Below are 26,598 nucleotides of genomic sequence, written 5' to 3'. Positions count from 1 at the left end.
GAAAGGACTTCGGCTGCGCAGCAGACGAGCTCACGCAGCAGGCGTGCTACCGTTCAGTCCGGCCCGCCATCTGTCCACGCCTGATACACCGCTGTTTCGTCAGGGCGTGAGCCCCCGCGTTATTGATGATCCGGTCTGGCTCAGACTGGTCTGGGCGAGTCTGAACCTGCGTCAGGAAGATTTGCTGAGCGAAATTCATTATCCCCTGTCTATGCTTCAGGCTATGGCGGTTATCTGGACGCATGCCGGGCTGCGACAGAACGAGCTGTTGCGCCTGACAATGAACTGCGTTACCCCACAGGTGGATGACATTCTGCAGGAAAACAGCAGCCCTGTCCCGGCCGGTACTCTGTGCTATCTCAGCGTACCAGCCGGCAAAACGTCTAAAGCTTTTGTTAAGCCAGTCTCGTCTGTTGTGAAAAAATATGTCGATATCTGGCTCAGTGAGCGTCCTCAGGAGCAGGCAGCATTTACGGATGAACGCACCGGTGAAAAAGTTCGTTATCTGTTTCAGAACCGGGGTAAACCGGTGGGAAGAAACATAATAAATCTCACTGTCATTCCGCTTCTCTGCGCCAGAGCGGGTATGTCTGTGGAAGATTCACGCGGTCCCATTACCAGCCACCGCGGCCGTGCTTCTGCCGTTACAGCACTGGCCAGTGTTGCCGGGGGGATGTCTTTACATGAGCTGATGCAGTGGTCCGGCCATTCATCCCCACAGTCAACCCTGCATTATATTCGTATACGTCCGACTCAGCTGGCCGCTTCGTTCGTCAAAGCCGACAGGGTCTCTCATATGATAAGCGTGCTGATTGACCACGATCCGGAAGCCGCCAGTCTGACCGGACCCGCGACGTACTATGATCTGGGTGACTCATACTGCACGAACCCTTTCTGGAGCAGCTGTCAGCACCGGATGGCCTGCATCGGCTGCGATTTTAACCTGCTTAAAGACAGCGCGCGCGGGCTGATAATGGAGAGTAAAGCATCCATCCGGCGTTACCTCGAAGAGGTTCCGCTCACTCCCGATGAGAGATCCATACTGGAGCAGGATGCTGAAAAGGTTGAGCGGGTTCTTACAAGACTGGATCCACAATCCTGACGGATCAGATGCTTACAATGTCCGGCCTGAGGGTGTCAGCGCAGAGTCAGTACAGACGACCGAACGTCGTATCTGATATAAATCTGATTATAGCGGGCGTGATGCCGTAACTGATGGAGCCGCAGATGAGAAAACAGAAGCGATGTATGGGGTATGTGGCTGTTGTGGTCGATGACTACGATCGTGCAATTGAGTATTACACCGATAAGCTGGGCTTTACCCTGATTGAGGACACGCCGCAGCCGGGTAAGCGCTGGGTCGTGGTGACGCCGGACCCTGACAGCGACTGTGCTATTCTTCTTGCCCGCGCGTCGAACGATCGGCAGGAAGGCTTTATCGGCAATCAGTGCGGCGGACGGGTTTTTCTGTTCCTGCAGACCGACAACTTCTGGCGCGACTACAATGCTATGAAGGCAAAAGGCGTCCACTTCTGTCAGGAGCCGCGGGAGGAAGAATACGGAATGGTTGTCGTGTTTGAGGACATCTATGGCAATCGCTGGGACCTTTACCAGAACAGACAGACCTGAAACTCTGTCACGACAGTGCCCCGGATTTACGAGAAGCATTACAGGCGTAAACCCTGTCGGGTCAGGCCCGCAGAGAGCGCTTCTGAACAATATACTGAACTGTCTGACCTCAGTGCAGCGGTCGCTGCACTGAGGTCTCGCCTGGATTAAAGGCCGTACGGTCCGGGTTAACCACACAGCGTCATGATATAAAATCCGGCCGCCGTCATGGCCAGCGAACCCAGCACGTGTATCAGCACCGAGGCGGCTGCCCAGGCATAGCTGCCTGACTGCAGCAGGGCAAAAACCTCAGCTGAAAATGTGGAGAAGGTCGTCATTCCTCCACACAGCCCGGTGGTAATGAGCAGCCGCCAGGCCGGATCGAGGCCGGGATGGCGCAGAAAATACGCCAGGGCCGCCCCGATGATAAATCCACCCAGCAGGTTGACCAGCAGCGTCCCCGGCGGCAGGTCCGGAAAAAGCGCATTCAGGCGCGCGCCCAGCTGCCAGCGGATAACACACCCTAAAGCACCGCCGGTGATGACGGCAAAAAGCTGATTCATGTTCACTCCTTTTTTTTAATATTCAGAACATCACGGGACACGACCTGGGCGGCCGCATCCATCTGATATACGACCGGCACGCCGGTCGGGATGTGCAGCTGTGCCACGCTGTCGTAAGGCATGCCGTCCAGGAAGGCGGTCAGGGCGCGCAGCGTGTTGCCGTGCGCCACAACCAGAACGGAACTTCCGCAGCGTAACTGCGGTACCACAGCATGCTGCCAGTACGGCATGACGCGGCGCAGCGTCATTTCCAGGCTTTCCGTTGCAGGCAGGTCGGCCAGCGCAACGCGGCGGTAGCGCAGATCCCGACGCAGCTGCGCCGGAGCCTCCGCGTCCGCGGGCGGAATGCCGCTGAAGCTTTTGCGCCAGAGCCGGACAGTCTCTTCCCCCATTATCCGGGCAGCGTCGTCCTTGTTCAGCCCCTGCAGCGCCCCGTAGTGGCGCTCATTCAGTCGCCAGCTCTTTTCCACGGGCGTCCAGCTGCGGTCAAGACGGTCCAGCACCCGCCAGACCGTGTGAACGCAGCGTGTCATCACCGAGGTGAAGACACGGTCGGGCATCAGGCCCGCTGCCCGCAACGCGTCACCGGCCCGGTCGGCCTCCTGCAGCCCCCTGACCGTCAGCGGCACGTCTGTCCATCCGGTAAAACGGTTTTCCCGGTTCCACTGGCTTTCGCCGTGACGCAAAAGGATCAGCGTTGCAGAGGCCACAGGCATTCCTTCTGTGCCGGACGGGGACCGTCCGGCGGATGTGCTACGTGCGGCGCACAAACGCATGAAGCCCCGCGTAGTGCGCATCGTCACCCAGCGCCTGCTCAATGCGCATCAGCTGGTTGTACTTTTCCACGCGTTCGCCGCGGCACGGCGCGCCGGTTTTCAGGTGTCCCGCGCGCAGGGCCACCGTCAGGTCGGCAAGGAACGTGTCCGTGGTTTCCCCGCTGCGGTGGGACATGAACGCGCCCCAGCCGTGCCGCTGGCAGAGCGCCACGGCGTCCAGCGTTTCGCTGAGCGAGCCTATCTGATTGAGTTTAATCAGTGCGGCGCTGGCGAGGTTTTCGTCAATGCCGCGCTGGATATACTTCACGTTGGTGACAAACAGGTCGTCACCAACCAGTTCGGCCCTGCCCGCAAGCTGCCGGTGCAAATGCTTCCAGCCCGCCCAGTCGTCCTCGGCCAGGCCGTCTTCCAGCAGGATGACGGGAAACTGGTCCATCAGCTCGCCGTAGTATGCCGTCATTTCCGCCGCGCTCAGCGCGCTGCCCTCGGTGCGCAGATGATATTTGCCGTCTGCGAAAAACTCACTTGAGGCAGGGTCCATGCAGATGCTGATGTCTTCTCCGGGCCGGTATCCGGCTTTCTCAATGGCCTGTACGATAAACGCCAGCGGGTCGCGGTTTGACGACACGGCGGGCGCAAAACCGCCTTCGTCGCCCACTGCCGCCGACAGGTTGTTGTCCAGCAGGATCTGGCGCAGCGCCTGGTAGACCTCGCTGCCCTGACGTACGGCCTCGCGCAGCGTGGGTGCGCCGTGCGGGGCTATCATGAACTCCTGAAAGTCCGCGCCCTGACCGCGGGCGTGCACGCCGCCGTTGATAATGTTCATGCACGGCACGGGCAGCAGGTTCGCCTGCAGGCCACCCAGGTAGCGCCACAGCGGCTCGTGGGAGGCCTGTGCCGCCAGCCGGGCCACCGCCAGCGACACGCCCAGAATGGCATTGGCACCCAGGCGACTCTTGTTCTCCGTGCCGTCCAGCGCCAGCATGATGTTGTCCAGCTGACGCTGTTCGCGCACGTCGCTGCCGCGCACGGCCTGGCAGATTTCCGTATTAACCGCCCTGACGGCATCCAGCACGCCTTTACCGCCAAAACGGTGTGCGTCACCGTCGCGGCGCTCTGCGGCCTCGCGCGAGCCGGTACTGGCCCCGGAAGGCACCGAGGCGCGCGCCATCATCCCGTCCGTAGTCCGGGCTTCAACTTCAACGGTGGGGTTGCCGCGCGAGTCAAGAATTTCACGGGCGGTTACGTTATCCAGTGTAAAGCGCATGGTGTTTCTCCCGGTTCAGTCAGTCAGGTGAGTGATAAGCACATCCACCGTAAGGTGGTTGATGTAGTCCGCCGAGCGGGAGGTGAGCATTCCCATAAAGCGGTTTCGGTGCCCGGCAAGCACGAGGTCCACGCCCAGCTCCGCGATGCACTTCTCCACGTCCTCAACGCGGCGCATGGTCACCAGCTCCCGCGTGTCTACCGTCTCAGGCACGGAGGCCGCCAGCTCACTCATAAACGCTTTGCCTTTCAGCACCTCCTCCGACACGACGTCGTCCATCAGGCTGTCAGACACGTAGTTCATCTCCCGGTAGTCGTCGCTGATGTGCGCCAGGGTGATTTTCATGCCGAGCGGCTGCGCCAGCGCGACCGCCCGTTTCAGCAGAAGAGTGCCGTCGTTTTTATCGTTCACAAGTATCAGTGCGTGGGTGTAGCAGGTCATAATGAACCTCCGTTCTGGTTAAGGCGGGACTCAAGCCACGGCAGAAGCTGCTTTTTGCGGCTGAGCATGCCCGGTACGGAGCAGGAGGCGACGTTAACGCTCTCCCGCCCGGCGAAGTAAAGCGTTGAGAACCCGGTACGAATGTCGGTCAGCATCAGCACCGCCAGGCCAGCTCCCGACTGGTCTGCCAGATACGCCAGTGCTGCGAGCAGGTCGTTCATCACGGGGGCAACCTGTGACGGTGAGCTGACCTCAATCTGGGCTATGCGCACGTCGGTGCCGGCAATGACGAAGGCCTTGAGGTCCCTGTCCAGCAGCTGCTGTGCGCTGAGGCCGCTGACGTCTGTTTTTGCGGTGAGGAGGTCACGGGCGAAGGCTCTGCGGTTTACGCCAGACAGTGCGCCCAGTTCGGTCGCCGAACGGATATCGTCTTCGGTGGTGGTCGGCGAGCGAAGATTCACGGTATCACTCAGGAGTGCGCCCAGCAGAAGCACGGCGAGCGTCGGGGGCAGCATGCGGCGCGCTTCTGCGTCCATCAGCAGCCAGAGCAGCGTGGCGCTGCTGCCAACCGGGCGAATATGTACCTCCGGCGGCAGTTGCGTTATCAGCCCGCCCAGCCGGTGGTGGTCAGTGATGCCCACGACGTTGCTCCGGAGCAGGTCGTCAGGCCCCTGTGCCGGTTCGGTGAAATCGACCAGCCAGACCCGTTCATCCTTTAGCGGAAAAGCGAGCAGCGGCGGCAGCGTGAGGCCGGCGGCGTCAAAGATAAAGCGGGTTTCCCGGTTAGCCTCGCCGAGACGCCATGCGCGGGCATCCATTCCGCGCCCGGTCAGCCAGTGTGCGGTGACGACGGTCGTGCAGATGGCGTCGCTGTCAGGATTAATGTGGCCAAAAACGTGTATCACAGGTCTCTCCCCATAGAGGGAAGTACGCAGGCCGGGAGGAAAGTAAGGACGGCCTGACGCACCTCCTGAAAATCAAGAGTCACATCAGGCGTCATCAGCTCCTGAACGGAGCGGTTGGGAAGGGTGGAACGCCATCACCCTGTACTGTGAGTATAGAGCCGGTTGCAAAACCTGTCAGTATTATTCCGGCGGCGCTCTCAGCCCGCCAGCGCAGTGCGTGCCTCGCGGAGCACCTGGCGGATGTTTTCCGGCACTGCCGGGCTTGTGCAAAGCGACAGCGGGCTGGGGTGAGGCATAGTCAGCACCGTGACGCCGGGGCGAAGGCAGCTGACCGTCCCGCGGGCCTGCGCCGCTACGGCACCGGCCAGCACCACCACGCGCAGCGCGGGCAGATACGCCAGCACGCCCTCAAGCCAGGCGCAGCCGCTGCGGATGTCCGCCGCTGAGGGCCGTTTCTGCGGCCCGTCACTGACCCAGGGCACCGTATTCCACAGCACGCTGTCCCGGCGCGCAATACCGGCCTCCGCCAGAAACCGCCCCAGATTCTGCTGGGCCGGCCCCGGGTTATCTCGCGAAACGAACCGGGGTGACGGGCTGCTGCGCGCCGGCGACTGCAGCAGGACAAGCAGTCCGGCCCCGGTCCCGCCGTCGGCCGGATCAAACCACGGCAGTTCCACGCCGGCCTGACGCTGCCCGCTGACCCAGCGATTCAGCGCGGCTACGTGCGGCGCGGTAATCGCCGCGAGGCGCTCCTCGCGCAGAAAGGGGTCCAGCAGCGACGTGCAGGTTTCACTCACGACTTCCGGTCCAGGCCTGCCAGGCAGGGGGAAACAAAGAGTTTCCCGCTCCATGCCCCGCGCACCGTCTTCACAGCGACAAGCAGCCACATGGCGGCCAGCATGACGACAAGAAGCGCGCCGAAGCCTTTAAAGAACGCCAGGTCAACGAGGGTGGACAGCTTCAGCGTGGCGACGGTGTACACGCCCAGCGGGAAGGTAAAGCCCCACCATCCCAGGTTGAACGGAATGCCTTCACGAAAGTATCGCACGGTTATCAGCGTGGCCAGCAGCATCCACCACAGGCCGCAGCCCCAGAAGAGAATGCCGGCAACGAACCCCACGCCCTGCGCGATGTGAGCGATTTCCGGCATGCCCGCCGCGGCAAACACCCCGGGCGCATCGCCGCCGATGACCAGCATACCGAGCGAACCGGTGCCAATCGGCCCCAGGGCCAGCCAGCTTGAGGCTGCCATGCTTTCGTGCGGCAGCTTGTGCAGGGCCATACGCAGCAGCAGGATGGCAAGGATGCTCAGCGCCACCGGTACGGAGTAAGCCCACAGCACGTAGCTGGTAATAATGATGCCGAGCTGCGCGTGGGTGTCGGCAATGTGCGGCGCCAGCAGGCCGCCGCTGACCGCTGCGACCTCGGCAGCCACAACCGGCAGTAACCAGACGGCCGTCATCTGGTCAATGCTGTGCTGCTGCCGGGTAAACATCATGTAAGGAATACACACGCCGCACAGCAGCGACATCGCCACGTCCAGCCACCACAGGGCGTGCGCCACCGGAATGACGTCTGCGCCCCACCGGGGAAGACCGAACGCCAGCAGGCCGTTGATGATGGTCGCCATGCCCATCGGGATGGTGCCGAAGAACATGGACACGGTTGAATGGCCGAAGATGCGCTTTGCCTCACCGAAGTACATGACCCAGCGGGCCAGATACATCACGGCAAAAACGCTGAACAGCAGGATGTTAAACATCCACAGCCCTTCCGCGACGAGGCGCAATCCCGGAACCGGCCAGGGGAACTGCGCCAGAGACAGCGACAGGATACCGGTTCCCATGGTGGCGGCGAACCAGTTTGGCGTGAACTGACGTATGGCCTCTTTCGGGCTGCTCAGCGCGCTCAGCGGGCGTGCTCCGTTATGCAGGGTAAATATTTTATCGTTCATGCCGGGATCTCCTGTGTAAACAGAAACAGTATAGGCATGCAGACGTAAATCTTTAAAACAGGTTATTCAGCTAAAATAAATCTGTAAAAGTGGTTTATCCTCCCTCACCCTGCGAAAGACTGTTACTGCACCGGAGTGAGGGAGGGACTGAATCAGGCCTTCGGCGGGCTTTTAATCGTGGCCGTGACGCGGTTCTGTTTCAGGTCAACCACCGAAATACTGAGGTCTTTATTCAGCACCCACGCGCGGGCACTGTCTTTACTGAAAACGATGGCCTGACGGGGCGCATCCAGTCCGGTAACAGTGGCGACCACCTTACCGGCGGCGGTATCAATAACGGAGAGGCTGTTGTCACCCAGGTTGCCGCTGTAAACATAGCGGTTATCCGGTGTCAGGGCGGCACCGTAAGGGTCCTGCCCCACGGGAATGGTTGCCGTAATGGCGCGCTTCTGCGTGTCAACCACTGCGATGGTGTTGCTCCCGCTGTTAGCCGCGTAAAGCGTGCGGCCGTCGGCGCTGACAGAAATGGCGCGCAGCTTGCTGAAGCCGGTTATCTCGCCGCGAATCTCACCCGTTACGGCGTCAACGAGGGTGATTTTATCGCCCTTAAAGTTGGTGACGTAGACGGTTTTGCCGTCCGGGCTGATTTTGATGCCCTGACGGGGCTGAGCAAAACCCGTCACAACCGAAACGGGCCGGTTGTGGGTCAGGTCATACACCGAGAGTGTGCTGGCGGCTTCGTTATTCACATACAGACGCTGACCGTCACGGCTGATGGCTGTACCGAATGCCCCGGCCCCCAGCGGCAGCGTGGTCTCCACGTCAAGCGTCCCGGTGCTGATTTTTCTGACCACGCCGAGGCTGCTGTCTGAAAGATATACAGCCTTCCCGTCGGGGGAGAAAAGCGCATTGCGGGGCGTGACGTATCCCTTCAGCACCTTTCTGACTTTGCCGTTAACCAGGTCGTAAACCACCACGTCAGGGCGCTCACTGTAGGAGGCCACCGCCGTTTTTTCATCGGGACTGACAGCAAGAGAATTGTTGTGGATATCGCCGTCAAACGTCCAGCGCGCCTCTGCGGCACCGGCGAGGGTGCTGATGAGAAGAAGCGCCACCGCGGTCAGTCCCGGGATCCTGTATTTTTTTATCATCATTTTTCCTGCATAAGGGGTGGTAAGGGATAAGACTCATTGCCCGCTTAAGGGCTTCAGAAGAAGCGTGGCAGATAACCCCCTCTCAGGGAAATCGATTTTCCGGCTATGTCTTACCAGTTCACTTCTTTATGCTCTGAGCGGAGGTAAACTGCAGCAATTTAAGGCTGAATAAGTGGGGCTCTGGATTTCAGTCCATGAGGAATAGTTGCTCATTTTTTTTGTTTAAATTGCATTCCACATAAACGGCGATATGAGCAATCGTATGATGTCGATTCTTGGGGATATGGCACCTGGTCAGGAAATTTATTCGATCGACGAAAGCTTTTTGGACTGCACCGGTATTGCCAGTTACATGCCTTTAGAGGAATTTGGTCTTCAAATGCGTAGCCGTGTTAAGAAAGAAACCGGATTAGTAATTGGCGTTGGTTTTGGGCCTACAAAAACTTTGGCTAAGCTGGCTAATCATGCGGCTAAGAAATGGAGTAAAACTAATGGTGTGGTAGATCTCTCATGCCCGGAACGTCAGCGCAAACTGATGGCGATAGTTGACATAGATGAAGTCTGGGGTGTCGGAGGGCGTATCAGAAAACGGCTGGAGGCCATGGGCATTAACAAGGTGCTGGATCTGGCTAATTGCAACACCACTATGATAAGAAAAAATTTCAACGTCGTTCTTGAGCGTACAGTTCGAGAATTGAATGGAGAGTCCTGTATAGCTCTTGAAGAGGCTCCCCCACCGAAACAACAGATCGTATGCTCCAGGTCATTTGGACAGCGCATAACTGGGCTGGAGGACATGCAGCATGCGGTTGTAACGTATGCCACCCGAGCTGCAGAAAAAATTCGAGAGCAGGGTTCAAAATGTAGGCACGTCAGTGTTTTTATAGCCACTGGCCGCTATGGCGATGAACCTCAGTATGCTAATACTTCATCCTTAACCTGTGAATATCCAACCAGTGATACGCGTGACATCGTGGGTTTTGCTATCAGGGGCTTAGATAGCATATGGCGTGATGGTTATCGATATGCCAAAGCAGGCATCATGTTAGGTGATTTTTACCAATCCGGAATCGCACAGCTTGATATGTTTAGTGAAAACCAGCCTAAAGCCAATGCGGATGCCTTGATGGCAGCTCTGGACACAATCAATAAATCCGGGCTTGGGAAGGTTTGGTTTGCTGGGCAAGGAGTTGATAACCCATGGCAGATGAAAAGAGAAATGCTATCGCCTAGATATACAACAAGCCTGAAGGAATTTCCCATCGCTAAATAATACACTTGGCTATATAAAGATGGAGCTGATCAAATTTATGTTAGTTACATCATTCTAATAAAGTACTTAATGCCTAGGAGCTTTAACTTCAAGATTTGTATCGTATTTTATTCTATAGTGTATATACATATGCATATACATAAATCTACAGTTAAGTATACCCATTTGTATATACAAAAAAGAGCTCGATGAGATTGCCCGTACTTTAGTTAACGTCAGGAAGCTAAATTGATCAGGTGTGATGTATATGCATTTGCATATGCATAAATCTGTATTTATGTATACCCATTTGTATATACATAAGAGGGCTCGATGAGATTGCCTGTACTTTTGCTAACATCAGGAAGCTAAATTGATGAGGCGCAATGTATATTCATTTGTATATACATTGAGCCACTAAAATTAAGTGTTTTCAACAAGTAACTGAGCAAGCTTTTCAATGAACTTATCGTCTTCAAGATAACAAGCTGCCCTGAGAACTCGCGAACGAGTAATGTTTTTTTGAGGCAATTTATCCTGAACTTTTTCAACCAGCATCGACAGAGCGTCATCATCAAGGCCAGTCAGCCGAAGATTCATTTGTTTGCCAGTAGTAATATTTCTTCGCTCAGTTACACGCGTGACACCCTTAGCTATACGATCACTTCTTGCCACTTTCAGCCTCCTCAATCTGCTGCAGAAGCTCTTGTGTTAGCGCTTTATAATCACGGTAAGGACGTTCGTTTTTAGCAAACATCATCACTGGCCGATGAACTTCGGTAGCCTGCTTAAAAAGTTCACTCTGACGTATTTCAGTTTTTGCTACTCTGTAACCAGCATCACTGATGTAACCATCAATAGCTTTTTTCATTTTTGAGTGGGATTCGTTAACTTTTGTCTTTACAAGTGTATATACAAAATCTTCGTTACGTCTTACTTCTCGTACCACCTGGAATAGATCATCTATACCTTTCACAGCCCTGCGATCCATGTCTACAGGCACGACAATTTTATCGGTTATAAGAAGAGCATTCTCAATACTTAGGTCGATAGCTGGTCGAAGATCGATAAGTATAAAATCGTATGTTGTTTTTAGTCTGCTTAGTCCTTCGTCCAGAATATTTAAACGGTGACGAAAGCGTTCGGCACTACGTGCCTCAACAGCAAGGGTAATGTCGGCAGGTATGACATCTAGGTTTTGGATAACGGTTTCACCATCAAGAGCGGTATAGACCAGCTTGTTTGTATCAAACTTGGGGTCTTCAAAGAGATCGGTTATTGTAAAATCCTCATCACCCCGGCCAACGTCATCACTAAGGTTACCCTGATGATCCAAGTCAACTAGCAGAGTCTTATAACCTGCAGCAGCCAGTGCGCAACCCACAGCAATGCAGCTCGTTGTCTTAGCAACGCCACCTTTACTGTTAGCAAAAGAGATTATGTAAGGCTTTTTCATTTGGAGTTCCATGTATATACAAAGGTATATGCATGGTACAGGTTAAGAGCTTGATGTCAATGTATATACATAAGCATATACAAAAAGACGAGTTTATATCTAAATTTTCTTGTTAAAAGACTTAATAAATCAATGATTTGTATGTTTATAATAAAGGTTAGTTGATAACGTTGGTGATTACTTTTTTTACCGCTACTTGTGACGAATTGCCACAGACCCAGGCTTATTTGTGCGTGTGATGCTGGCGACCCTGCTCTTGAACTGCTGATATCAAATTTCCTGTCCGACAATGTTCTGAGGAAGCTGGCAAAGAGCTAGAGTATGCCTCATCAGTCTTCCTATAAGTCATAAGTTTTACGCTGCTACATGAGGAGTGTGCTATTTACAATCAATAATGGATAATGATATTTATGACAAAAAAATTTCAGGAACTACCCCCAAATCTGTCGTCTCAGAGTAAGTACGTCGCTCAGGCAGCCGACAGGTTTTTTTCACGCCATTCTATTGCTAAGAGGGGATGACAAGCATGGATCAAGAAAGTCTGAAGAAGCTTATTAAGGAGCATCACTCTAAACATAATAAGCATTTAACTCCTGAGTTAGATATGACGTCATTAGTGTTAAAGGCTCATCTTTTCCTAGAGGATATGCTATATGAAATTATATTGCTTCAATGTAAAACTCCTAATTCTTTAAATGGAATTCAATTTTCCTTTAACCATAAGTTGAAATTAGCGGAAGCGCTTTACGGAGCTCATTTTTATAATTTTGACGCTTCATTGCCGGTTTGGCCTGTCCTTGAAGCGCTCAATAAACTCAGAAATGAGTTGGCTCACAGGATAGACAGTCCAAAGCTTGAAGATAAGATCGTTAACTTCCTAAGAGCATCAGAAGAAAACTTAGAAATAGAAAAAACCTCACGCCCATTAGATGAAATATTATGTGATCCTAATGCTTTAACGGGAAGAATGCGCAATGTATTATTGTACTTGCTTGGATGTCTTGGGTTCATGCATGGTTTAATATACTTAAATCAGCCCGAAAAGTTTTTAGCGTCTTTGTTTGCAGAAATTAATCTTACAACTAGTGCAAAGCGCATCATCGTCCCTGATGAGTTTGAGTGCTAGATATAGCGCCGGACGCGCGGGTTAACATCAATGAGAGGTTACTGTTCTACTCCCGCAAAGTCCGGCCATTCGGTAAAACTCCGGCTGCGGCGGGTTTCCCCGAATCAGAATTTACGGGAGCAGATTTTTTTCCTCGCATTATCAGCCTCATTCTCTGGCCCCGAAACAGCATCTGCTTATACTGTTCGCTCCCTAACCCTTAGGTTGCAGGTATCTGACGTGCTTAGTTTAATATTTTCTGAGATACCGACAGAGGGATTGGAATTAACCATAATTTGCGGCATCGACCAAACGGGGTAAAAACGATGTCTAAAAAAAAGAATGATCCGGCCGCACTGGCAACCATCATGTTGCAAAAGAAACTGAGTGAGTGGAGAGACGGGGCAGAGCCAGTCTGGCCCAGCACCTGGCCGATATTTGAACGCCTTATTGCTCGCCAACTTGAACTGACTCCGGTCTGGCAGGAGCTTTGGGCTAAGGATGTAAACGGTATCCCGCTGTGGAACCTTACTGAGCAGTGTATTTTCGCCTCAATGAGCGGTGAAAAAGGCGAGCATAGCCAGTTACGGACCGATTATCGCGAGCTGCAGGCGCTCAATACAGATATTGCCGCCGTGTATAACAAGCTTGCGCGGCTTGTTGAACGCCGGGATGAATTACTTAACCGCAGCGGGCACCTTCATGTTGAGCATACGTTCAGGCTGACGGACATGATCGATGCTGCCGGGAGCGAGAATCACCTCTACCTTTCTTATATCTGCCCGGAGCTGCGGAAACTTGACCGGTACGATCTGAAATACTGGCCTGATGTGCCAGCATTGCTGCGTGCGGCGGGCGAGGAAAGGCCAGAGGTCACGTTTCACGATGATGCCAGCAGAGCCATCGCGCTCGCTAAGCCCAGCCTACGCACGGACTTTCTACGGGACCTGTTTGATCGCATTCATGCTCTGAAGAGCATCAGCATATACGGCTTGCGGCGTGACTTTAGGCTGTCCGATGAATCGCTGGCCATTCTGTGCAACGTGCTTTGCGATTTGCAGGAAAAATCAGAGATTAACGGACCTTATATAAAACAGGCAAGGCAGCGCCTGCGCAAGCAGGGTTACGCCGCGGCTTGGTAATCCGCTGGAGTTGAGCGCCCGGGCATTAATGATAAATGTAAATAAACCGCCTTCAGGCGGTTTATTTATACTATTTTAGAGCTGTTAAGTTAGTTCCACAGTGGATCTTTTTCCCATCCTTGTGGGAAACCAGTCTCTGACATATAGAGCCTGGCTGCATGGTTGCCTGCGAACAACTGAATTAAATCGGATTTGAGATTAATGCCAGTTATGCCAAGTGTTTTTATCATTCTCTGCATAACACATATTGTCAGATAGGGGCGCTTTTGGTGTGTTTCAGGAACGCTAAGCTCACCGGCAATCTGACTAGGGGTAGCTAGTTTAGCGTTCCAGAGACGACTATGATGAGCACATCGGTTTCTGACGTCGCGCAGACGCCGCACCCAGTTTGTGAGCGCTTTAAAATCATTTGCTCCAAACTCCTTAGCCAGATTATCAAGGAGAGTATTATCTGGAGCTGCTAGATTTCGAAAATACCCGTGATCAATTGCATCGAATATTCTAAATAAGCAGCCGATAGTGATTAACTCACTTGCCACCCAAAACGGGGGGAGGTCAGTAAACTGTGGATGAACATCATTATGATATTTACTGCGATAATTTCTCGCATAAAGCTCGTCTTCTCGGCTAAAATCTCTTTGTATCCCTCTACGTGTGTCATCAATATAATCAGAGCTCTTTTTGGTAAAGAAATACGTATCATTTAAATACCAAAATGGGTTGTTTGTATAGCCAGATAACGCGTGATCAAGCCTGCTCCTGAGTTTAACTTCCAGTCTGGCGATAACTCCAAACAATAGCGCACGGAGCTTTTCGTCAAACCTATAAAGTTCAACCCCGTATTCAAAATACTCATGTCGTCTGTAATGTTTGCCGCTTGGGCTGGCAGGATCTAAAAGGGGGTGGAGATAAATTTTAAAATGGTAATAGCTTATCTGGCTTAGGGTGTTTACCGCTTCAGCTTCGTCTAAGAACTCAAGCTGTTTACTCTTAAGATCATTAACTAGATCAGCAGGGGTACGATAGGGTTTGCTGTAAAGGATTGTCGGCATAGCGGCATCATCCCTGAATAGGCAAAAAAAAGGCCCACTAACTTCCCCGAGGGGATGTTGCAGGCGTCATTGACATTAATACTACTCTATTTGACGAAGTCGTCAACCGTTTCTTGAGCCAAATTTGCTAAGCGTGCGCAGTTATACCACCCCTTTTATGTATGACACTTGAGTATACTCTAATGTCATAGTCTGAAAGCTATAATCAGAACGTGCTGAAATCATCCCGCAAGGAAATATTAGACAGCTTATATTTTCACTCTTCCTTCAGGCTGCCTTAACATGCTGTCCCAAACCGACCGGTTTCGTACATGGTGTACAGCACCTGTCCGAAAGTTAGTGTTTTTTATTTCGTACATGCTTTATAATAAGTACACCTTTTTCGTACATAAAATAACGCTATGTCACGAGTTTTTGCCTACTGCAGGGTATCGACCCTCGAACAGAACACTGAAAACCAGCGTCGTGAGATTGAAGCGGCCGGGTTTACTATCAGACCTCAGCGACTGATTGAAGAGTACATAAGTGGTTCAGTCGCAGCTGCCGAGCGCCCTGGGTTTATGCGTCTGCTTGATCGGATGGAAAACGGTGACGTTTTAATCGTAACGAAGCTGGATCGCCTTGGGCGAAATGCTATGGATATAAGAAAAACCGTTGAATTGCTTTCTGCGTCAGAAATACGGGTTCACTGTCTGGCGCTGGGCGGGGTAGACCTCACCAGTCCCGCCGGAAAGATGACCATGCAGGTAATCTCTGCGGTTGCTGAATTTGAGCGGGATCTGCTGCTTGAGCGTACGCATGCTGGTATCGCGCGTGCTAAGGCATCCGGAAAACGTTTCGGTCGCCCGCCTGCTCTGGATGACGAGCAAAAGAAAACGGTATTCCTGCGCCTAAGGGAAGGGGGAAGTATTAGCGCGATCGCCCGCGAATTCGACACTACACGGCAGACCATTCTCAGAGTAAAGGCGGCAATGGAAGACGCTGATGCTCGTTCGTGAGCTACCCTTCCAGTGCATGTCCGCTTTGTGCCAGGAGCGGACGTTGTTAACATTACTGTGCATTCAGTATCTCGGTGTAGGCCAAATTCGTCATTCGTCATGTAATATCCGTGGGTCTAAACATATTTCTTTTATCGAATGTGTTCCTGTTCTATCCTAATCCTTATACCCTTTGCACTATCCTGGATCTGCAATCAACATGTTATCTCTGACACCACTACAACTGTTCAAAAACCTTTCAGATGAAACGCGCCTGACGGTGGTGCTACTGCTGAAGGAAAAGGGTGAGCTCTGCGTGTGTGAACTATCAGTGGCATTAAAACTTCCACAACCCAAAATTTCCCGTCACCTTGCAATGTTGCGTTCCAGTGGATTACTCAGCGATCGTCGCGACGGTAAGTGGATCCACTATCGCCTGTCGCCACACATGCCAGCTTGGGCGGCTTCTGTCATTGAACAAGCCTGGCTGAGTCAGCGTGACGAAATTCGTGACTTGGCGGATAATGCGCTGCTTGACCATGCGACCACTAACGGCAGAGCTGTCTGCCTTTAAAAAAATTTATTTTAACATATCTGTTTATTCATATGTGTATCCCCATTTAATCATTAAACACGGAGGCAGCATGCTGCTGGCAGGCGCAATCTTTATTCTCACCCTGATCTTCGTTATCTGGCAACCCCGCGGGCTCAGTATTGGATGGAGTGCGGTGGCCGGGGCCGCACTGGCGCTGATTACGGGCGTGGTACATATCGGTGATATTCCCGTGGTCTGGCAGATCGTCTGGAACGCCACGGCCACGTTCATTGCGGTGATCATCATCAGCCTGCTACTGGATGAGTCAGGATTTTTTGAGTGGGCAGCGCTGCACGTAGCACGCTGGGGTGGCGGCAGCGGAAAGCTGCTTTTCACGTATATCGTGCTGCTGGGCGCAGCAGTAGCAGCGCTGTTTGCAAATGATGGTGCGGCGCTGATACTGACGCCGATCGTGATTGCCATGCTGCTGGCGCTCGGGTTCAGCCGTAGTGCGACGCTGGCGTTCGTCATGGCTGCGGGTTTTATCGCGGATACGTCGAGCCTGCCACTTATCGTGTCCAACCTGGTCAATATCGTTTCGGCGGACTTTTTCCATCTGGGATTCAGTGATTACGCGTCGGTTATGGTGCCGGTCAACATTGCTTCGGTGCTGGCGACACTCGTTATGCTGCACCTGTTTTTCCGAAAGGAAATCCCGGCAAAGTATGACGAGGCGAAGCTCAAAGCGCCACGTGAGGCCATTCGTGATATCAGCACGTTTCGCACCGGATGGGTGGTGCTCCTTTTGCTATTGGCTGGCTTCTTTGCGCTGGAACCGCTCGGCGTTCCAGTCAGCCTGGTTGCGGCTGTCGGCGCACTGATCCTCTGGCTGGTCGCGCGGCGCGGCCACGTGATTGATACCCGCAAGGTGCTGCGCAATGCGCCCTGGCAGATAGTGGTGTTTTCACTGGGCATGTACCTGGTGGTCTATGGATTACGTAATGCAGGTCTGACGGAGTATCTGACCACGCTGCTCAACGATTTCTCCGATTCGGGTGTCTGGGGGGCGGCGATGGGAACCGGGTATCTCACCGCCCTCTTCTCATCCGTCATGAACAACATGCCCACGGTGCTGATAGGCGCGCTTTCCATTGATGCCAGTTCGGCACAGGGTATCGTGCGTGAGGCCATGATTTACGCCAACATTATCGGCTGCGATCTTGGGCCCAAAATCACGCCAATTGGCAGCCTGGCAACACTCCTGTGGCTGCACGTGCTGTCACAGAAAAACATCCGCATCAGCTGGGGTTACTACTTCCGGGTCGGCATCGTTATGACGCTGCCGGTGCTGACCGTTACGCTTGCCGCGCTCGCGCTGCGTCTGTCGATCTGACGATAATCCGGGGCGGCGCATGCGGCCCCCTTACACGAGGTTTTACCATGTCTGACATCACCATTTATCACAATCCCGCCTGCGGCACTTCGCGTAATACGCTGGCGCTGATCCGCAACAGCGGCGCAGAACCCAACGTAATCCATTACCTTGAAACCCCGCCGACGCGTGAAACGCTTGAAGCGCTGATTGAAGCGATGGGTACCGGCGTACGGGCGCTGCTGCGTAAAAATAGTGACCCGTATGAACAACTGGGCCTCGCCAGCGACAGCTTCTCAGATGAAGAGCTGCTGGACGCCATGCTGGCTCACCCGATCCTGATTAATCGCCCGATAGTGGTAACGCCGCTTGGAACAAAGCTTTGCCGCCCTTCAGAAGTCGTGCTGTACATTCTGCCTGATCCGCAGAAAGGTCCGTTTACTAAAGAAGATGGCGAAGTGGTGATTGGTGCGGACGGTAAACGCGTCAGCCAGTAATTAGAAAGGATGAAAAGAAAAACCGGCGAAACGCCGGTTTTATCAGATGCTGCGCTGGTTAACCCTGGCTGAGAGCTGCTCCGCGCTCTCCTTTCTCTCGCTGTAGCGATCGGTAAGATAGTCGCTGCGCCCACGCGTCAACACGGTGAACTTCATCAGTTCTTCCATCACGTCCACGATACGCTCGTAATAGGCCGACGGCTTCATCCGGCCCGCTTCATCGAATTCTGTCCAGGCTTTTGCCACGGAAGACTGATTAGGGATGGTAATCATGCGCATCCAGCGTCCCAGAATGCGCATCTGGTTGACCGCGTTAAAAGACTGAGAGCCGCCGCTGACCTGCATCACCGCCAGCGTTTTCCCCTGCGACGGGCGCACCGCGCCTGTTGACAGCGGTATCCAGTCAATCTGCGCTTTCATCACGCCGGTCATCGCGCCGTGACGCTCTGGTGAACACCACACCATGCCTTCTGACCACAGCACCAGCTCGCGTAGCTCGGCAACCTTAGGATGCGTTTCGGGGGCATCATCGGGAAGTGGTAAGCCGGATGGATTAAAAATCCTGACTTCAGCGCCCATCGCCGTCAGCAGTCGAGCCGCTTCTTCAGTGGCGAACCGACTAAACGAGCGTTCACGTACAGAACCGTACAGCATCAGTATACGCGGCGCATGAGTGGGCTCTGTTGCCAGCAGCTTTTCGGTCGTCACCGGTGCATCAAACAGGTCAGCATCGATATTGGGTAGCGTCATATCCGTCAGGTTCATTCTGTTTTCTCAGTTAACTGTGTTGGCAGGTTGAAGCCACATCCACCTTCTCCGCTACAGCACTCTTCGACGAGAAAGGCCAGCAGTTGCTCAAGCCGCTCATACTGTGGGAGACAAAAAAGTGTTCGCCCCTGTCGATCTTGCCGGATAAGCCCGACAGACATCAGCGCGGAAAGATGATGGCTCAGCGTGGATGCAGGAATATCCAGCAGCTTCTGTAAATCGCCGACCGGCAGCCCGCCGTGTCCGGCTTTAACCAGCGCTTTATAGACGGCCAATCGCGTGGGATGGCCGAGTTCTTTTAATGCGCTGGCTGCGGTATTCATGTCCATGATGCCTCCTTAAATCTATATTTCCAGAATAATGGAAATATAATTCAAGTCAACGAGTGTGATTGTGTTGTCATGTCCTCAATAAGGAAAATGTCCGCTGTTCGCTCTTAGCGGACATTGGCCTGTGCGTCATTCCGCTTTGTGCCAAAAGCGGACGTTGCTTGCATCATGGAATGTTAGTTTACCGGGAGCAGGTCAGCGCCTCTATGCAGCTAACCCCGCATCTAATGATTTTCTGCATATCGCCATTTTCAAATTTGAAGTCTGATTTATGAAACTGCGTAGTAAGAGATTTGACTGAATGGCCGGATGGCGCGAGTGCAGAACAGCGCCCCAGGGGGAAGGTGTAACGCGCCGTCCGGCACGAGAGGAATTATGAAGGCCATCTGCAATAGAAACAACTTTAAAGAGGAACGCGTTGCAGGTTGCATAACGGATGTTATGAGCGTAGCTCATATGGGCAATTGGGGGGTAATGCCAAATATTTCAACAGGCGTTTAATTAGTCCACCGGGCCTTTAAGTGCAAAAGTATAACTTTATCATGGTTTTAAATGAGATAAGCCATCCCTGAAGATGGCATTATCAAATGCAAATACAGACGCAGTTTTGTAAAAATGTTGCCGCATTAAATGGCACACAACCAAAGTATTTGAACCAATTATACAGCGTTTGTGCGGAATACGCTGACAGCATCCCTCAGGCTTGCGGCCCGGCTTGCAAGTTCATCAGCAGATGATGCAGACTCTTCAACCAGTACGGCATTCTGCTGCGTAACCTGATCCATCTGTGTCACCGCAATATTTATCTGAGATATGCCCGCACTTTGTTCTTCAGAAGAAGATGAAATCTCTCTGACTAATTGAGATGTTTGCTCAATAGCTTCCACGCTTTGCTTAACTTTTTCACCGGCATCCCGGGCCATCGAAATTCCCTGTTCGGCATGCTCAACTGACTGCTCAATCAGTCCTTTAATCTCCTTCGCCGCTCCAGCCGATCGCTGTGCCAGTGCTCTGACTTCAGATGCAACAACAGCAAAGCCCTTGCCGTGCTCACCTGCCCGGGCAGCTTCAACGGCTGCGTTTAAAGCAAGAATATTCGTCTGAAACGCTATCCCGTCAATAACGGAGATGATCTCTTTAATCTGCCCCGCACTGTTGCTTATCTTTTCCATTGAATTCAGCACTGACTCCATCGCCTCACCGCCTCTTAAGGCCGCACTGGTAGCGGAATTGGCCATTTCAGCAGCATGACGGGTGTTATCCGCATTATTGCCGATGATTGACGATAACTGCTCCATACTGGCCGCGGTTTCAGCCAGAGAGGCTGCCTGCTCTTCCGTTCGTGCCGACAGATCACCATTTCCGCGAGCAATTTCTTCAGATGACGTAGCAATAGTGACAGCGTTGCTTTTGATGTTTTCAACCGTAAGTGTAAGTCGCTGACTCATTTGCAGTAATGCCTTGAGCAGTCCGGCAGTTTCATTACGTCCTTTCACCGTAAATGTTGACGTAAGGTCACCACCTGCGACTTCAAGCGCAAGCTTTGAGGCTGCACTGATAGGCTTGGTAACGGAGCGAATGATAATCAGAGCGAAAATTACTGCTAACAAAACGATAAAAACAAGAACGGTCAGTAGAGCATATTGTGCATACCGGTGTTCCTTAATCTGCCCATTCAGCATTTCATTCAGTTCATTACCTCCGGCAATGGCGTAGTCGCTGAATTTGTTAATAGCGTGCGTAAAGAGCGCTGCATAGTCCTTCGGGTTCTGATTCGTCATGCTCCGGTTAATGAAAATCGCTTCAGCGGTTTTGAGAGCACTTTTTGCCTCCTCAACGGCTGCATCTGCATTTGCGCTAAATTTTTGCTTAAGTGTGTTATCAGATAAAAATAGTTTTTCAGAATCCTGAGCAAATAAATTCAGGTTATACGAACCATTACTGATTAAGGACTCCATACGGACAGAGTCTGCTTCACTTATGCTTTCATTTCGGGCAAGAAGGGAAGTGCCGAATGCACGTATTTTCCCAAGGCTTTCGGTCAATTCAGGCAATGATGAAAAATTACTCGTAATTAAACGGTACGTGTTGATATCTGAATCGAGAGAAAGGCCGTAAAAATCCAGCACATCACGGTTCGCGTTCAAAAGGTTGCGGATGAGGAGGGCATGCGCATCAAGACTGGCTGTCAGAGTCAGTTGTGAAGAATCGATTCTCTGCTGTAACTGGCTCCACTGTGTGCGCACATCATTGATTTTGCTGATTATGGCAGCGCTGCCTTCTGTCTTGGCCATATCTTTGGTAATAACATCAGTGATGTTTTCAATTTCATCTCTGACCTGAACGCGGGACGGTGTTGCGGGATTTTTGGTTGCAATGGCAAGGGCGGTTTCTGCACGATGGCGCTGTAGCAAATTGAGTAGGGCTAAAATCCTATTTTCTACGGGTACACCTGTTACCTCCCTTTGCTTGTCCTGAATGTATTTATTACCTTCGGAAACAAAAAGCATGGTAGGAACTGAGAACAGGACAAGGGAAAACAGGCCCAGAATGGCAAATTTAGCGGTAAGACTTATATTGTTAAGAATCTTATTCATTTATAATTCCTAGTGAATTAATTCGTTATAGTGACAATTACAAAAGATACATTTGCAAAGCACCTTAACCTTTTTATCGGTTATTCCTTCATTAACTTTATACCGCATTGTTGATTTACTGCTTTACGGAATAAACTTTAAGTAACGTTAAACAAAGCACTTAAGCTAAATAATCATTTTTTCTCGGGATGAAGTTCTGTTCGCAGCGGCATTAGCCATTGCTTGATTTTCATCTGAGAATTTTTACTGAGATTTGAATGAGTCGGCTGAACTAAATGCGGTTCGCGCACATGTATTATTAATATGTCGCCGAAGGACGTTGTCTCGGGGGTGTAAGGTGAAGCAAAACTATCTGACCTGGCAGGCGCTTTGATCGCTGCGAGTGACCTGCTCCCCGTTGCTTCACTCATAACGCTGTTAGCAATGTCCGCTTCTCGCTCATAGCGGACTTTAGCCAGCTGCAGGAGTTGACCTTGCCTTGCACCATCAGAATCTGGCGAGCCGTAGGAGTCCAGAAGGATACTTTTCTTTTTTCTGATTACAGTCGGTTTCAGCTGCAGGCAGAGCATCTACAAAAGCCTTCCTAGCAGCTTCTGTCTGACTGTGGAAAAATGACGAGTTGAATTTCAGGACAACAGAGGGATATGTATGTCGGCTTTTCATAACTGGCTACTTGAGATCGCAGGCGGGAATTACTTCGTTTACATTAAACGCCTTTCCGCCAATGACACTGGCGCAACAGGCGGTCATCAGGTCGGGCTTTATATCCCTTCTGGTATCGTTGAGAAGCTATTTCCGTCTATCAACCATACCCGTGAGCTCAACCCTTCAGTCTTTATCACAGCACATGTGTCATCACATGACTGCCCGGACAGCGAAGCCCGGGCAATTTATTACAACAGCCGTCATTTTGGTAAAACCCGAAACGAGAAGAGGATTACACGCTGGGGAAGAGGCAGCCCGCTTCAGGATCCTGAAAATACCGGAGCCCTGACTCTTCTGGCTTTCAGGCTTAATGAGCACGGCGGGGACAGTACGGCTGTGGACATCTGGGTCTGCGTCAGCCCTGATGAAGAGGACATCATTGAGACGGCTATTGGTGAAGTGATCCCCGGAACGCTTATATCCGGGCCTGCCGGGCGAATCCTAGGCGGCCTGTCTCTGCAGCAAATGCCCGTTAATCATAAATACACTATCCCGGAGGACTGGCAGCAGCGCTTTCCGTCCGGAAATGAAATTATTGAGTATGCCGCCGGCCATTATGTGAAAAATTCCCTTAATCCGGATGAGCAGCTTATTGACCGTCGGCGCGTCGAGTACGACATTTTTCTGTTGGTTGAGGAACTCCATGTTCTGGACATAATCCGGAAAGGATTTGGCTCCGTGGATGAATTCATTGCGCTGGCCAACTCTGTCAGTAATCGTCGTAAATCCCGGGCCGGAAAGTCACTGGAGCTGCACCTGGAGCATCTCTTCATTGAGCACGGGCTACGGCACTTTGCCACGCAGGCAGTTACGGAGGGCAATAAAAAACCTGACTTCCTTTTCCCTTCCGCAGAGGCTTACCACGACGCCGAATTTCCCGCAGAAAATCTGCGTATGCTGGCAGTTAAGACCACCTGTAAAGATCGCTGGCGCCAGATACTGAATGAAGCCAACAGAATTTCTCCGGTTCATCTGTTTACGCTGCAGGAGGGCGTATCACAGGCACAGTACAGAGAAATGCAGGCGGAAGGGGTCAGGCTGGTCGTGCCGTCGTCAATACATAAAAAATACCCGGAAGCGGTAAGGGCAGAATTAATGACGCTGGGCGCCTTTATTGCCGAGCTCACAGGGCTTTACGCCGATCTTCCTTAAATAATCTCCCGGCATACCCTGCCGGGAGGTGCACTCAGATGTTATCCGCCTTCCCAGCATCGGCAGAAACGGCTTTCAGAATGTAAGGCTCCAGCAGTCTCGCAACCGCTTCAAACACAGGAACCACTACGGAGTTACCGAACTGACGGTAAGACTGCGTGTCCGACACCGGAATACGGAAAGGCCTGCCGTCGGGCTTCTCGAAGCCCATGAGGCGCGCGCACTCACGCGGCGTCAGCCTGCGTGGCCGATGCGCCTGATTTTCTTCGTTCGCGAAATCTGTTTCACCCGTAGCCATATCCCAGCCACGATCAATCAGAATTTCAGATCCGTCTTTGTGATAGCGGGCAGAAAGCGTACGGGCAACGCTTTCCCTGTTTTCAGGGTTTACTAGGCCAAAACCGAAGCCGTTCCCCTTAGCCGCGTGCTTTTTGGCGTAGTTGTAAAGGTACTCCCAGAGCTTTGGCGTCAGGATATATTTGCTGTCCACCACAGGCTCCAGTAGTTCGCCAAATGACGGCCGCTGTTCCGGATAAAAACGACTGACGTCCCGCAGGGTAAAACCCTGGTGAATATTCAGATCGCGGCGGAAACCAACCAGCACGATACGTTCACGGTGCTGAGGCAGGAAATGCTTTCCGTCGATGACTTTAGGATCGCTTTTGCCCATGTCAGCCGCATCCGCCACTTCATAACCCAGCTCGTCCAGGGTCTCCATAATGACTTTAAAGGTTTTACCCTTGTCATGGCTCTTCAGGTTTTTAACGTTTTCCAGCACAAAGACAGCCGGCTTTTTGGCGCGGATAATGCGCGCGACATCAAAGAAAAGGGTTCCCTGCGCTTCACATTCGAAACCGTGCGCCCGGCCGAGTGAGTTTTTCTTACTCACGCCAGCAAGGCTGAACGGCTGACAAGGGAAACCAGCCAGAAGTACATCATGATCCGGCACATGCTCGTCAATGTAGGCATAGGCATCAGTTTCTGGTACTTCAGGTTTGTCACTGAGCGTAACTTCCCGGATATCGAGATTAAACGTGTGTGCCTGCTCATCGTTAAACCAGTTGGCTTTATACGTGCGCACAGCCTCTTTATTCCATTCACTGGTAAAAACGCACTGGCCACCGATGGCTTCAAAGCCTTTTCGTATACCGCCAATGCCGGCAAACAGGTCAATAAACCGGAAAGCATAGTCCGGGTGATGCGCTGGCGCTTCCGGCAGCATTTTTCGCAGAAGTGCCTCTTCGGCTGACGTCAGCGACTTAGGTGAACACTTACCATTAATCCAGCGATTAAGAGTTTCGCGAGTCCAGTCGTTTTTGCCGACTTTCCTGAGTAACTCGGCCACGTACTTCTGATCATAGATTTCCAGCACCTGCTCAATTAGCTTTTTATCATTTTCCTGCCGGAGCTTTTCGTCTATCTCTGCTTTCTCAAGCAGATCCTGCGCCAGTAATTCAAATTCAGACATAATGCCTCCAATGGGTCTTATAGGTGAAACTTTATCACTCATCTGACCCAGAGGGAAAGGTTTAATCTGGATATTTAAACAGTACCAGCCATCGATAGCTGCTGTTTCTAAAAAGCACCTTAAATGAGGCTTGGTACGGGAAATGGCTCCTTTACATAGTGATATGAGATTTATTAAGAGGGTAGTTAAGGCTCTTTACAATCGATCACGCTACGTGAATTCTGCTTAAAATTCGGCAGGTATGGCATAAAGCGGAGAAAATCGGCCCAGTATACCCAAAAGTCACCCCCTCAAATGCACCCATTTTATCATTAAGTCATTACCTAAAAGTCATGCTATGATAAGTCATCACCTATAAGTCATGGTAGCCTGAAAAATGTACATTTTTGCGTACCTCCGCGCATCTACCCGGCAACAAGATGCCGAGCGTGCTAAAAACAGCCTGCAGCAATTTGTAGCTGAGCGCGGCCATCGTGTAGCAAGCTGGTATGTTGAGAATGTTTCTGGTGCTTCACTTCAGCGGCCCGAACTTATGCGGCTACTTGAGAATGCCTCGCCAGGGGATGCCTTACTGATTGAGCAGGTAGATCGGCTTTCTCGTCTTGATGATGCTGGATGGGTAAAACTCAAGGAATTGATTAACAGTAAAAGTTTATCGATAGTAAGTTTGGATCTACCAACCAGTTACGTCGCGCTGGAGAACCATAGAAGTGACGACTTTACTGCTGCAATGCTCAGAGCAATAAATGCAATGATGTTAGATATGCTTGCAGCTATAGCCCATAAGGACTATCAGGATCGCAGACGCTGGCAGCAAGAAGGTATCAAAAAAGCTGTTGAGCAAGGAAAATTCAAAGGAAAGCAGGCTAACCATCAAATGCATAAAAACGTTATAAAACTGCGGCTACATAACGGGATGAGCATTAGTGAAACAGCCAATATTTGTGGGGTTTCTGAACGGCAGGTAATCAGGATTACTAAACGTTATCTTGCTGAGCATGATGAAAGTTTGCTTAATGAGTAGAGGTGATAAATGTTACAACCAAAGTTCTACAGACATTCTATGTGACTATTAAGCTCAAAGATTATTCTAAGGAGAGGCTATGGATAACTCAGCTTTCAACAGAGGAAGGCGTGCCGCCGGATTTTGGCTCAGGCTCTCTAAAAGCGCGAGAGCTGCTAACAATATTTGTATCGCATGGGCTGTCAGGCGTGAACTTCCTGCTTTTTTAGGGCGCATACCGGTTCCATTGGCGTGCTTTGTAGCGCTGTGTACTGCGGTCGCATGTGGAGTGATCTTCGGAACCATTATGATCATTGGCGGGATATTTGTTTATATGCTGTGCAACATAGCTATCAGCGGTGAAGATGGCTGCAGCGATGATCATGCCCCTTCTTATGGGACTGAGTGGCGTGATGGTTATGAGGGAACGGGGATTTATACAGGCTCATCAATGCCAGGAGCAACATCATCCAGGGTAGATAATTACGACGACGAGGAAGATTAGAGGGCATCCATGCCC

Annotated in this window: 28 protein-coding genes and 1 riboswitch; of the genes, 12 read left to right on the top strand and 16 right to left on the bottom strand. The window is 51.8% G+C overall.

The features are described 5' to 3' along the window. Both QLG07_RS16935 and QLG07_RS16930 read left to right on the top strand, forming a co-directional pair. On the top strand, positions 1 to 1,102 hold a 1,102-nt coding region (locus QLG07_RS16935; protein ID WP_282469736.1), incomplete at its 5' end, for a tyrosine-type recombinase/integrase. A 125-nt stretch (positions 1,103 to 1,227) separates the two neighbouring features. Continuing rightward, complete coding sequence (locus tag QLG07_RS16930) at positions 1,228 to 1,629, top strand: VOC family protein (protein ID WP_085016764.1); 402 nt, start codon at positions 1,228 to 1,230, stop codon at positions 1,627 to 1,629. Between the two features lie 167 nt (positions 1,630 to 1,796). On the opposite strand, the gene crcB is transcribed toward QLG07_RS16930, so the two are convergent. The 8 genes from crcB to QLG07_RS16890 all read right to left on the bottom strand — a co-directional run bounded on the left by crcB (position 1,797) and on the right by QLG07_RS16890 (position 8,665). After that, complete coding sequence (crcB, locus tag QLG07_RS16925; protein WP_010260804.1) at positions 1,797 to 2,171, bottom strand: fluoride efflux transporter CrcB; 375 nt, start codon at positions 2,169 to 2,171, stop codon at positions 1,797 to 1,799. Between the two features lie 2 nt (positions 2,172 to 2,173). Further along, positions 2,174 to 2,881 (bottom strand): 2,3-bisphosphoglycerate-dependent phosphoglycerate mutase, encoded by a 708-nt coding sequence (locus QLG07_RS16920; protein WP_110412224.1) that lies wholly within the window; start codon positions 2,879 to 2,881, stop codon positions 2,174 to 2,176. 43 nt (positions 2,882 to 2,924) lie between these two features. Continuing rightward, entirely contained in the window at positions 2,925 to 4,214 is a 1,290-nt protein-coding gene (eno, locus tag QLG07_RS16915; protein WP_085016766.1) for a phosphopyruvate hydratase, read from the bottom strand. A gap of 15 nt (positions 4,215 to 4,229) precedes the next feature. Beyond that, the gene (locus QLG07_RS16910) at positions 4,230 to 4,655 is read right to left on the bottom strand and encodes a universal stress protein (protein WP_085016767.1); all 426 of its coding nucleotides are present in this window, start codon (positions 4,653 to 4,655) and stop codon (positions 4,230 to 4,232) included. Next, positions 4,652 to 5,560: a DHHA2 domain-containing protein gene (locus tag QLG07_RS16905; RefSeq protein WP_085016768.1), complete on the bottom strand. Its 909-nt coding sequence runs from the start codon at positions 5,558 to 5,560 to the stop codon at positions 4,652 to 4,654. The genes QLG07_RS16910 and QLG07_RS16905 overlap by 4 nt, the downstream gene beginning before the upstream one ends. Before the next feature lie 78 nt (positions 5,561 to 5,638). Beyond that, positions 5,639 to 5,708, bottom strand: a riboswitch (Fluoride riboswitch). A gap of 49 nt (positions 5,709 to 5,757) precedes the next feature. After that, entirely contained in the window at positions 5,758 to 6,357 is a 600-nt protein-coding gene (locus QLG07_RS16900; protein ID WP_085016769.1) for a uracil-DNA glycosylase family protein, read from the bottom strand. Continuing rightward, positions 6,354 to 7,514 (bottom strand): TDT family transporter, encoded by a 1,161-nt coding sequence (locus QLG07_RS16895; protein ID WP_085016770.1) that lies wholly within the window; start codon positions 7,512 to 7,514, stop codon positions 6,354 to 6,356. The genes QLG07_RS16900 and QLG07_RS16895 overlap by 4 nt, the downstream gene beginning before the upstream one ends. 152 nt (positions 7,515 to 7,666) lie before the next feature. After that, positions 7,667 to 8,665: a YncE family protein gene (locus QLG07_RS16890; RefSeq protein ID WP_085016771.1), complete on the bottom strand. Its 999-nt coding sequence runs from the start codon at positions 8,663 to 8,665 to the stop codon at positions 7,667 to 7,669. Between the two features lie 253 nt (positions 8,666 to 8,918). Between QLG07_RS16890 and umuC the strand changes: the two genes are divergently transcribed. Continuing rightward, complete coding sequence (gene umuC, locus QLG07_RS16885; protein WP_282469735.1) at positions 8,919 to 9,941, top strand: translesion error-prone DNA polymerase V subunit UmuC; 1,023 nt, start codon at positions 8,919 to 8,921, stop codon at positions 9,939 to 9,941. A gap of 402 nt (positions 9,942 to 10,343) precedes the next feature. Here the strand turns inward: umuC and QLG07_RS16880 are convergent, their stop codons facing one another. After that, positions 10,344 to 10,595 carry a hypothetical protein gene (locus tag QLG07_RS16880; protein ID WP_187506467.1) on the bottom strand — a complete coding sequence of 84 codons (252 nt, stop codon included), beginning with the start codon at positions 10,593 to 10,595 and terminating at the stop codon, positions 10,344 to 10,346. Beyond that, complete coding sequence (locus tag QLG07_RS16875; RefSeq protein ID WP_236352621.1) at positions 10,582 to 11,376, bottom strand: ParA family protein; 795 nt, start codon at positions 11,374 to 11,376, stop codon at positions 10,582 to 10,584. Before QLG07_RS16875 ends, QLG07_RS16880 begins: the two co-directional genes overlap by 14 nt. Before the next feature lie 526 nt (positions 11,377 to 11,902). On the opposite strand from QLG07_RS16875, the gene QLG07_RS16870 reads away from it, so the two are divergent. Together QLG07_RS16870 and QLG07_RS16865 are read left to right on the top strand one after the other, a co-directional pair. After that, the gene (locus QLG07_RS16870; protein ID WP_282469734.1) at positions 11,903 to 12,502 is read left to right on the top strand and encodes a hypothetical protein; all 600 of its coding nucleotides are present in this window, start codon (positions 11,903 to 11,905) and stop codon (positions 12,500 to 12,502) included. 305 nt (positions 12,503 to 12,807) lie between these two features. Then, entirely contained in the window at positions 12,808 to 13,623 is an 816-nt protein-coding gene (locus QLG07_RS16865; RefSeq protein ID WP_282469733.1) for a hypothetical protein, read from the top strand. Positions 13,624 to 13,712: 89 nt separating this feature from the next. Here QLG07_RS16865 and QLG07_RS16860 read toward each other — a convergent pair whose 3' ends face one another. Continuing rightward, complete coding sequence (locus QLG07_RS16860; protein WP_282469732.1) at positions 13,713 to 14,675, bottom strand: Abi family protein; 963 nt, start codon at positions 14,673 to 14,675, stop codon at positions 13,713 to 13,715. A 401-nt stretch (positions 14,676 to 15,076) separates the two neighbouring features. On the opposite strand from QLG07_RS16860, the gene QLG07_RS16855 reads away from it, so the two are divergent. The 4 genes from QLG07_RS16855 to arsC all read left to right on the top strand — a co-directional run bounded on the left by QLG07_RS16855 (position 15,077) and on the right by arsC (position 18,056). Beyond that, complete coding sequence (locus QLG07_RS16855) at positions 15,077 to 15,673, top strand: recombinase family protein (RefSeq protein ID WP_065801641.1); 597 nt, start codon at positions 15,077 to 15,079, stop codon at positions 15,671 to 15,673. Between the two features lie 199 nt (positions 15,674 to 15,872). Continuing rightward, entirely contained in the window at positions 15,873 to 16,226 is a 354-nt protein-coding gene (locus tag QLG07_RS16850) for a metalloregulator ArsR/SmtB family transcription factor (RefSeq protein WP_008109293.1), read from the top strand. Between the two features lie 70 nt (positions 16,227 to 16,296). Continuing rightward, positions 16,297 to 17,580: an arsenic transporter gene (locus QLG07_RS16845; RefSeq protein WP_282469731.1), complete on the top strand. Its 1,284-nt coding sequence runs from the start codon at positions 16,297 to 16,299 to the stop codon at positions 17,578 to 17,580. Between the two features lie 47 nt (positions 17,581 to 17,627). Beyond that, positions 17,628 to 18,056 (top strand): arsenate reductase (glutaredoxin), encoded by a 429-nt coding sequence (gene arsC, locus QLG07_RS16840; RefSeq protein ID WP_008109297.1) that lies wholly within the window; start codon positions 17,628 to 17,630, stop codon positions 18,054 to 18,056. 42 nt (positions 18,057 to 18,098) lie between these two features. On the opposite strand, the gene arsH is transcribed toward arsC, so the two are convergent. The 4 genes from arsH to QLG07_RS16820 form a co-directional block, all read right to left on the bottom strand. Continuing rightward, entirely contained in the window at positions 18,099 to 18,821 is a 723-nt protein-coding gene (arsH, locus tag QLG07_RS16835) for an arsenical resistance protein ArsH (RefSeq protein ID WP_008109299.1), read from the bottom strand. Then, positions 18,818 to 19,153, bottom strand: a complete 336-nt coding sequence (locus QLG07_RS16830; protein WP_008109300.1) for a metalloregulator ArsR/SmtB family transcription factor — start codon at positions 19,151 to 19,153, stop codon at positions 18,818 to 18,820. Before QLG07_RS16830 ends, arsH begins: the two co-directional genes overlap by 4 nt. Before the next feature lie 659 nt (positions 19,154 to 19,812). After that, positions 19,813 to 21,750 (bottom strand): methyl-accepting chemotaxis protein, encoded by a 1,938-nt coding sequence (locus QLG07_RS16825; protein ID WP_095427085.1) that lies wholly within the window; start codon positions 21,748 to 21,750, stop codon positions 19,813 to 19,815. A 173-nt stretch (positions 21,751 to 21,923) separates the two neighbouring features. Next, a complete protein-coding gene (locus tag QLG07_RS16820; RefSeq protein WP_282469730.1) occupies positions 21,924 to 22,319 on the bottom strand; it encodes a hypothetical protein in 396 nt (131 codons plus the stop codon). 73 nt (positions 22,320 to 22,392) lie between these two features. On the opposite strand from QLG07_RS16820, the gene QLG07_RS16815 reads away from it, so the two are divergent. Continuing rightward, on the top strand, positions 22,393 to 23,607 hold the full coding sequence (locus QLG07_RS16815) for a type II restriction endonuclease (protein ID WP_162122896.1): 1,215 nt from the start codon (positions 22,393 to 22,395) through the stop codon (positions 23,605 to 23,607). A gap of 34 nt (positions 23,608 to 23,641) precedes the next feature. Here QLG07_RS16815 and QLG07_RS16810 read toward each other — a convergent pair whose 3' ends face one another. Continuing rightward, positions 23,642 to 25,075, bottom strand: a complete 1,434-nt coding sequence (locus QLG07_RS16810) for a DNA cytosine methyltransferase (RefSeq protein ID WP_065801635.1) — start codon at positions 25,073 to 25,075, stop codon at positions 23,642 to 23,644. A 376-nt stretch (positions 25,076 to 25,451) separates the two neighbouring features. On the opposite strand from QLG07_RS16810, the gene QLG07_RS16805 reads away from it, so the two are divergent. Then, a complete protein-coding gene (locus QLG07_RS16805) occupies positions 25,452 to 26,099 on the top strand; it encodes a recombinase family protein (protein ID WP_282469729.1) in 648 nt (215 codons plus the stop codon). Between the two features lie 79 nt (positions 26,100 to 26,178). Beyond that, the gene (locus QLG07_RS16800) at positions 26,179 to 26,583 is read left to right on the top strand and encodes a hypothetical protein (protein ID WP_040126231.1); all 405 of its coding nucleotides are present in this window, start codon (positions 26,179 to 26,181) and stop codon (positions 26,581 to 26,583) included. Positions 26,584 to 26,598 lie beyond the last annotated feature (15 nt).

Source organism: Erwinia sp. V90_4 (genome assembly GCF_029967685.1).
Lineage (GTDB): Bacteria > Pseudomonadota > Gammaproteobacteria > Enterobacterales > Enterobacteriaceae > Erwinia > Erwinia aphidicola.
Note: the sequence above shows the minus strand (reverse complement) of the source record. Positions and strands in the feature narration are given on the sequence as shown.

Bases quoted from the DNA above. Each gene is read 5' to 3' on its own strand.
- QLG07_RS16890 (WP_085016771.1), bottom strand. From the start codon at position 8,665: ATGATAAAAAAATACAGGATCCCGGGACTGACCGCGGTGGCGCTTCTT.
- QLG07_RS16895 (WP_085016770.1), bottom strand. From the start codon at position 7,514: ATGAACGATAAAATATTTACCCTGCATAACGGAGCACGCCCGCTGAGC.
- QLG07_RS16865 (WP_282469733.1), top strand. From the start codon at position 12,808: ATGTCTAAAAAAAAGAATGATCCGGCCGCACTGGCAACCATCATGTTG.
- QLG07_RS16870 (WP_282469734.1), top strand. From the start codon at position 11,903: ATGGATCAAGAAAGTCTGAAGAAGCTTATTAAGGAGCATCACTCTAAA.
- QLG07_RS16875 (WP_236352621.1), bottom strand. From the start codon at position 11,376: ATGAAAAAGCCTTACATAATCTCTTTTGCTAACAGTAAAGGTGGCGTT.
- QLG07_RS16830 (WP_008109300.1), bottom strand. From the start codon at position 19,153: ATGGACATGAATACCGCAGCCAGCGCATTAAAAGAACTCGGCCATCCC.
- QLG07_RS16810 (WP_065801635.1), bottom strand. From the start codon at position 25,075: ATGTCTGAATTTGAATTACTGGCGCAGGATCTGCTTGAGAAAGCAGAG.
- QLG07_RS16855 (WP_065801641.1), top strand. From the start codon at position 15,077: ATGTCACGAGTTTTTGCCTACTGCAGGGTATCGACCCTCGAACAGAAC.
- QLG07_RS16805 (WP_282469729.1), top strand. From the start codon at position 25,452: ATGTACATTTTTGCGTACCTCCGCGCATCTACCCGGCAACAAGATGCC.
- eno (WP_085016766.1), bottom strand. From the start codon at position 4,214: ATGCGCTTTACACTGGATAACGTAACCGCCCGTGAAATTCTTGACTCG.
- umuC (WP_282469735.1), top strand. From the start codon at position 8,919: ATGAGCAATCGTATGATGTCGATTCTTGGGGATATGGCACCTGGTCAG.
- arsH (WP_008109299.1), bottom strand. From the start codon at position 18,821: ATGAACCTGACGGATATGACGCTACCCAATATCGATGCTGACCTGTTT.
- crcB (WP_010260804.1), bottom strand. From the start codon at position 2,171: ATGAATCAGCTTTTTGCCGTCATCACCGGCGGTGCTTTAGGGTGTGTT.
- QLG07_RS16910 (WP_085016767.1), bottom strand. From the start codon at position 4,655: ATGACCTGCTACACCCACGCACTGATACTTGTGAACGATAAAAACGAC.
- QLG07_RS16825 (WP_095427085.1), bottom strand. From the start codon at position 21,750: ATGAATAAGATTCTTAACAATATAAGTCTTACCGCTAAATTTGCCATT.
- QLG07_RS16800 (WP_040126231.1), top strand. From the start codon at position 26,179: ATGGATAACTCAGCTTTCAACAGAGGAAGGCGTGCCGCCGGATTTTGG.
- QLG07_RS16820 (WP_282469730.1), bottom strand. From the start codon at position 22,319: ATGCTCTGCCTGCAGCTGAAACCGACTGTAATCAGAAAAAAGAAAAGT.
- arsC (WP_008109297.1), top strand. From the start codon at position 17,628: ATGTCTGACATCACCATTTATCACAATCCCGCCTGCGGCACTTCGCGT.
- QLG07_RS16860 (WP_282469732.1), bottom strand. From the start codon at position 14,675: ATGCCGACAATCCTTTACAGCAAACCCTATCGTACCCCTGCTGATCTA.
- QLG07_RS16845 (WP_282469731.1), top strand. From the start codon at position 16,297: ATGCTGCTGGCAGGCGCAATCTTTATTCTCACCCTGATCTTCGTTATC.
- QLG07_RS16850 (WP_008109293.1), top strand. From the start codon at position 15,873: ATGTTATCTCTGACACCACTACAACTGTTCAAAAACCTTTCAGATGAA.
- QLG07_RS16930 (WP_085016764.1), top strand. From the start codon at position 1,228: ATGAGAAAACAGAAGCGATGTATGGGGTATGTGGCTGTTGTGGTCGAT.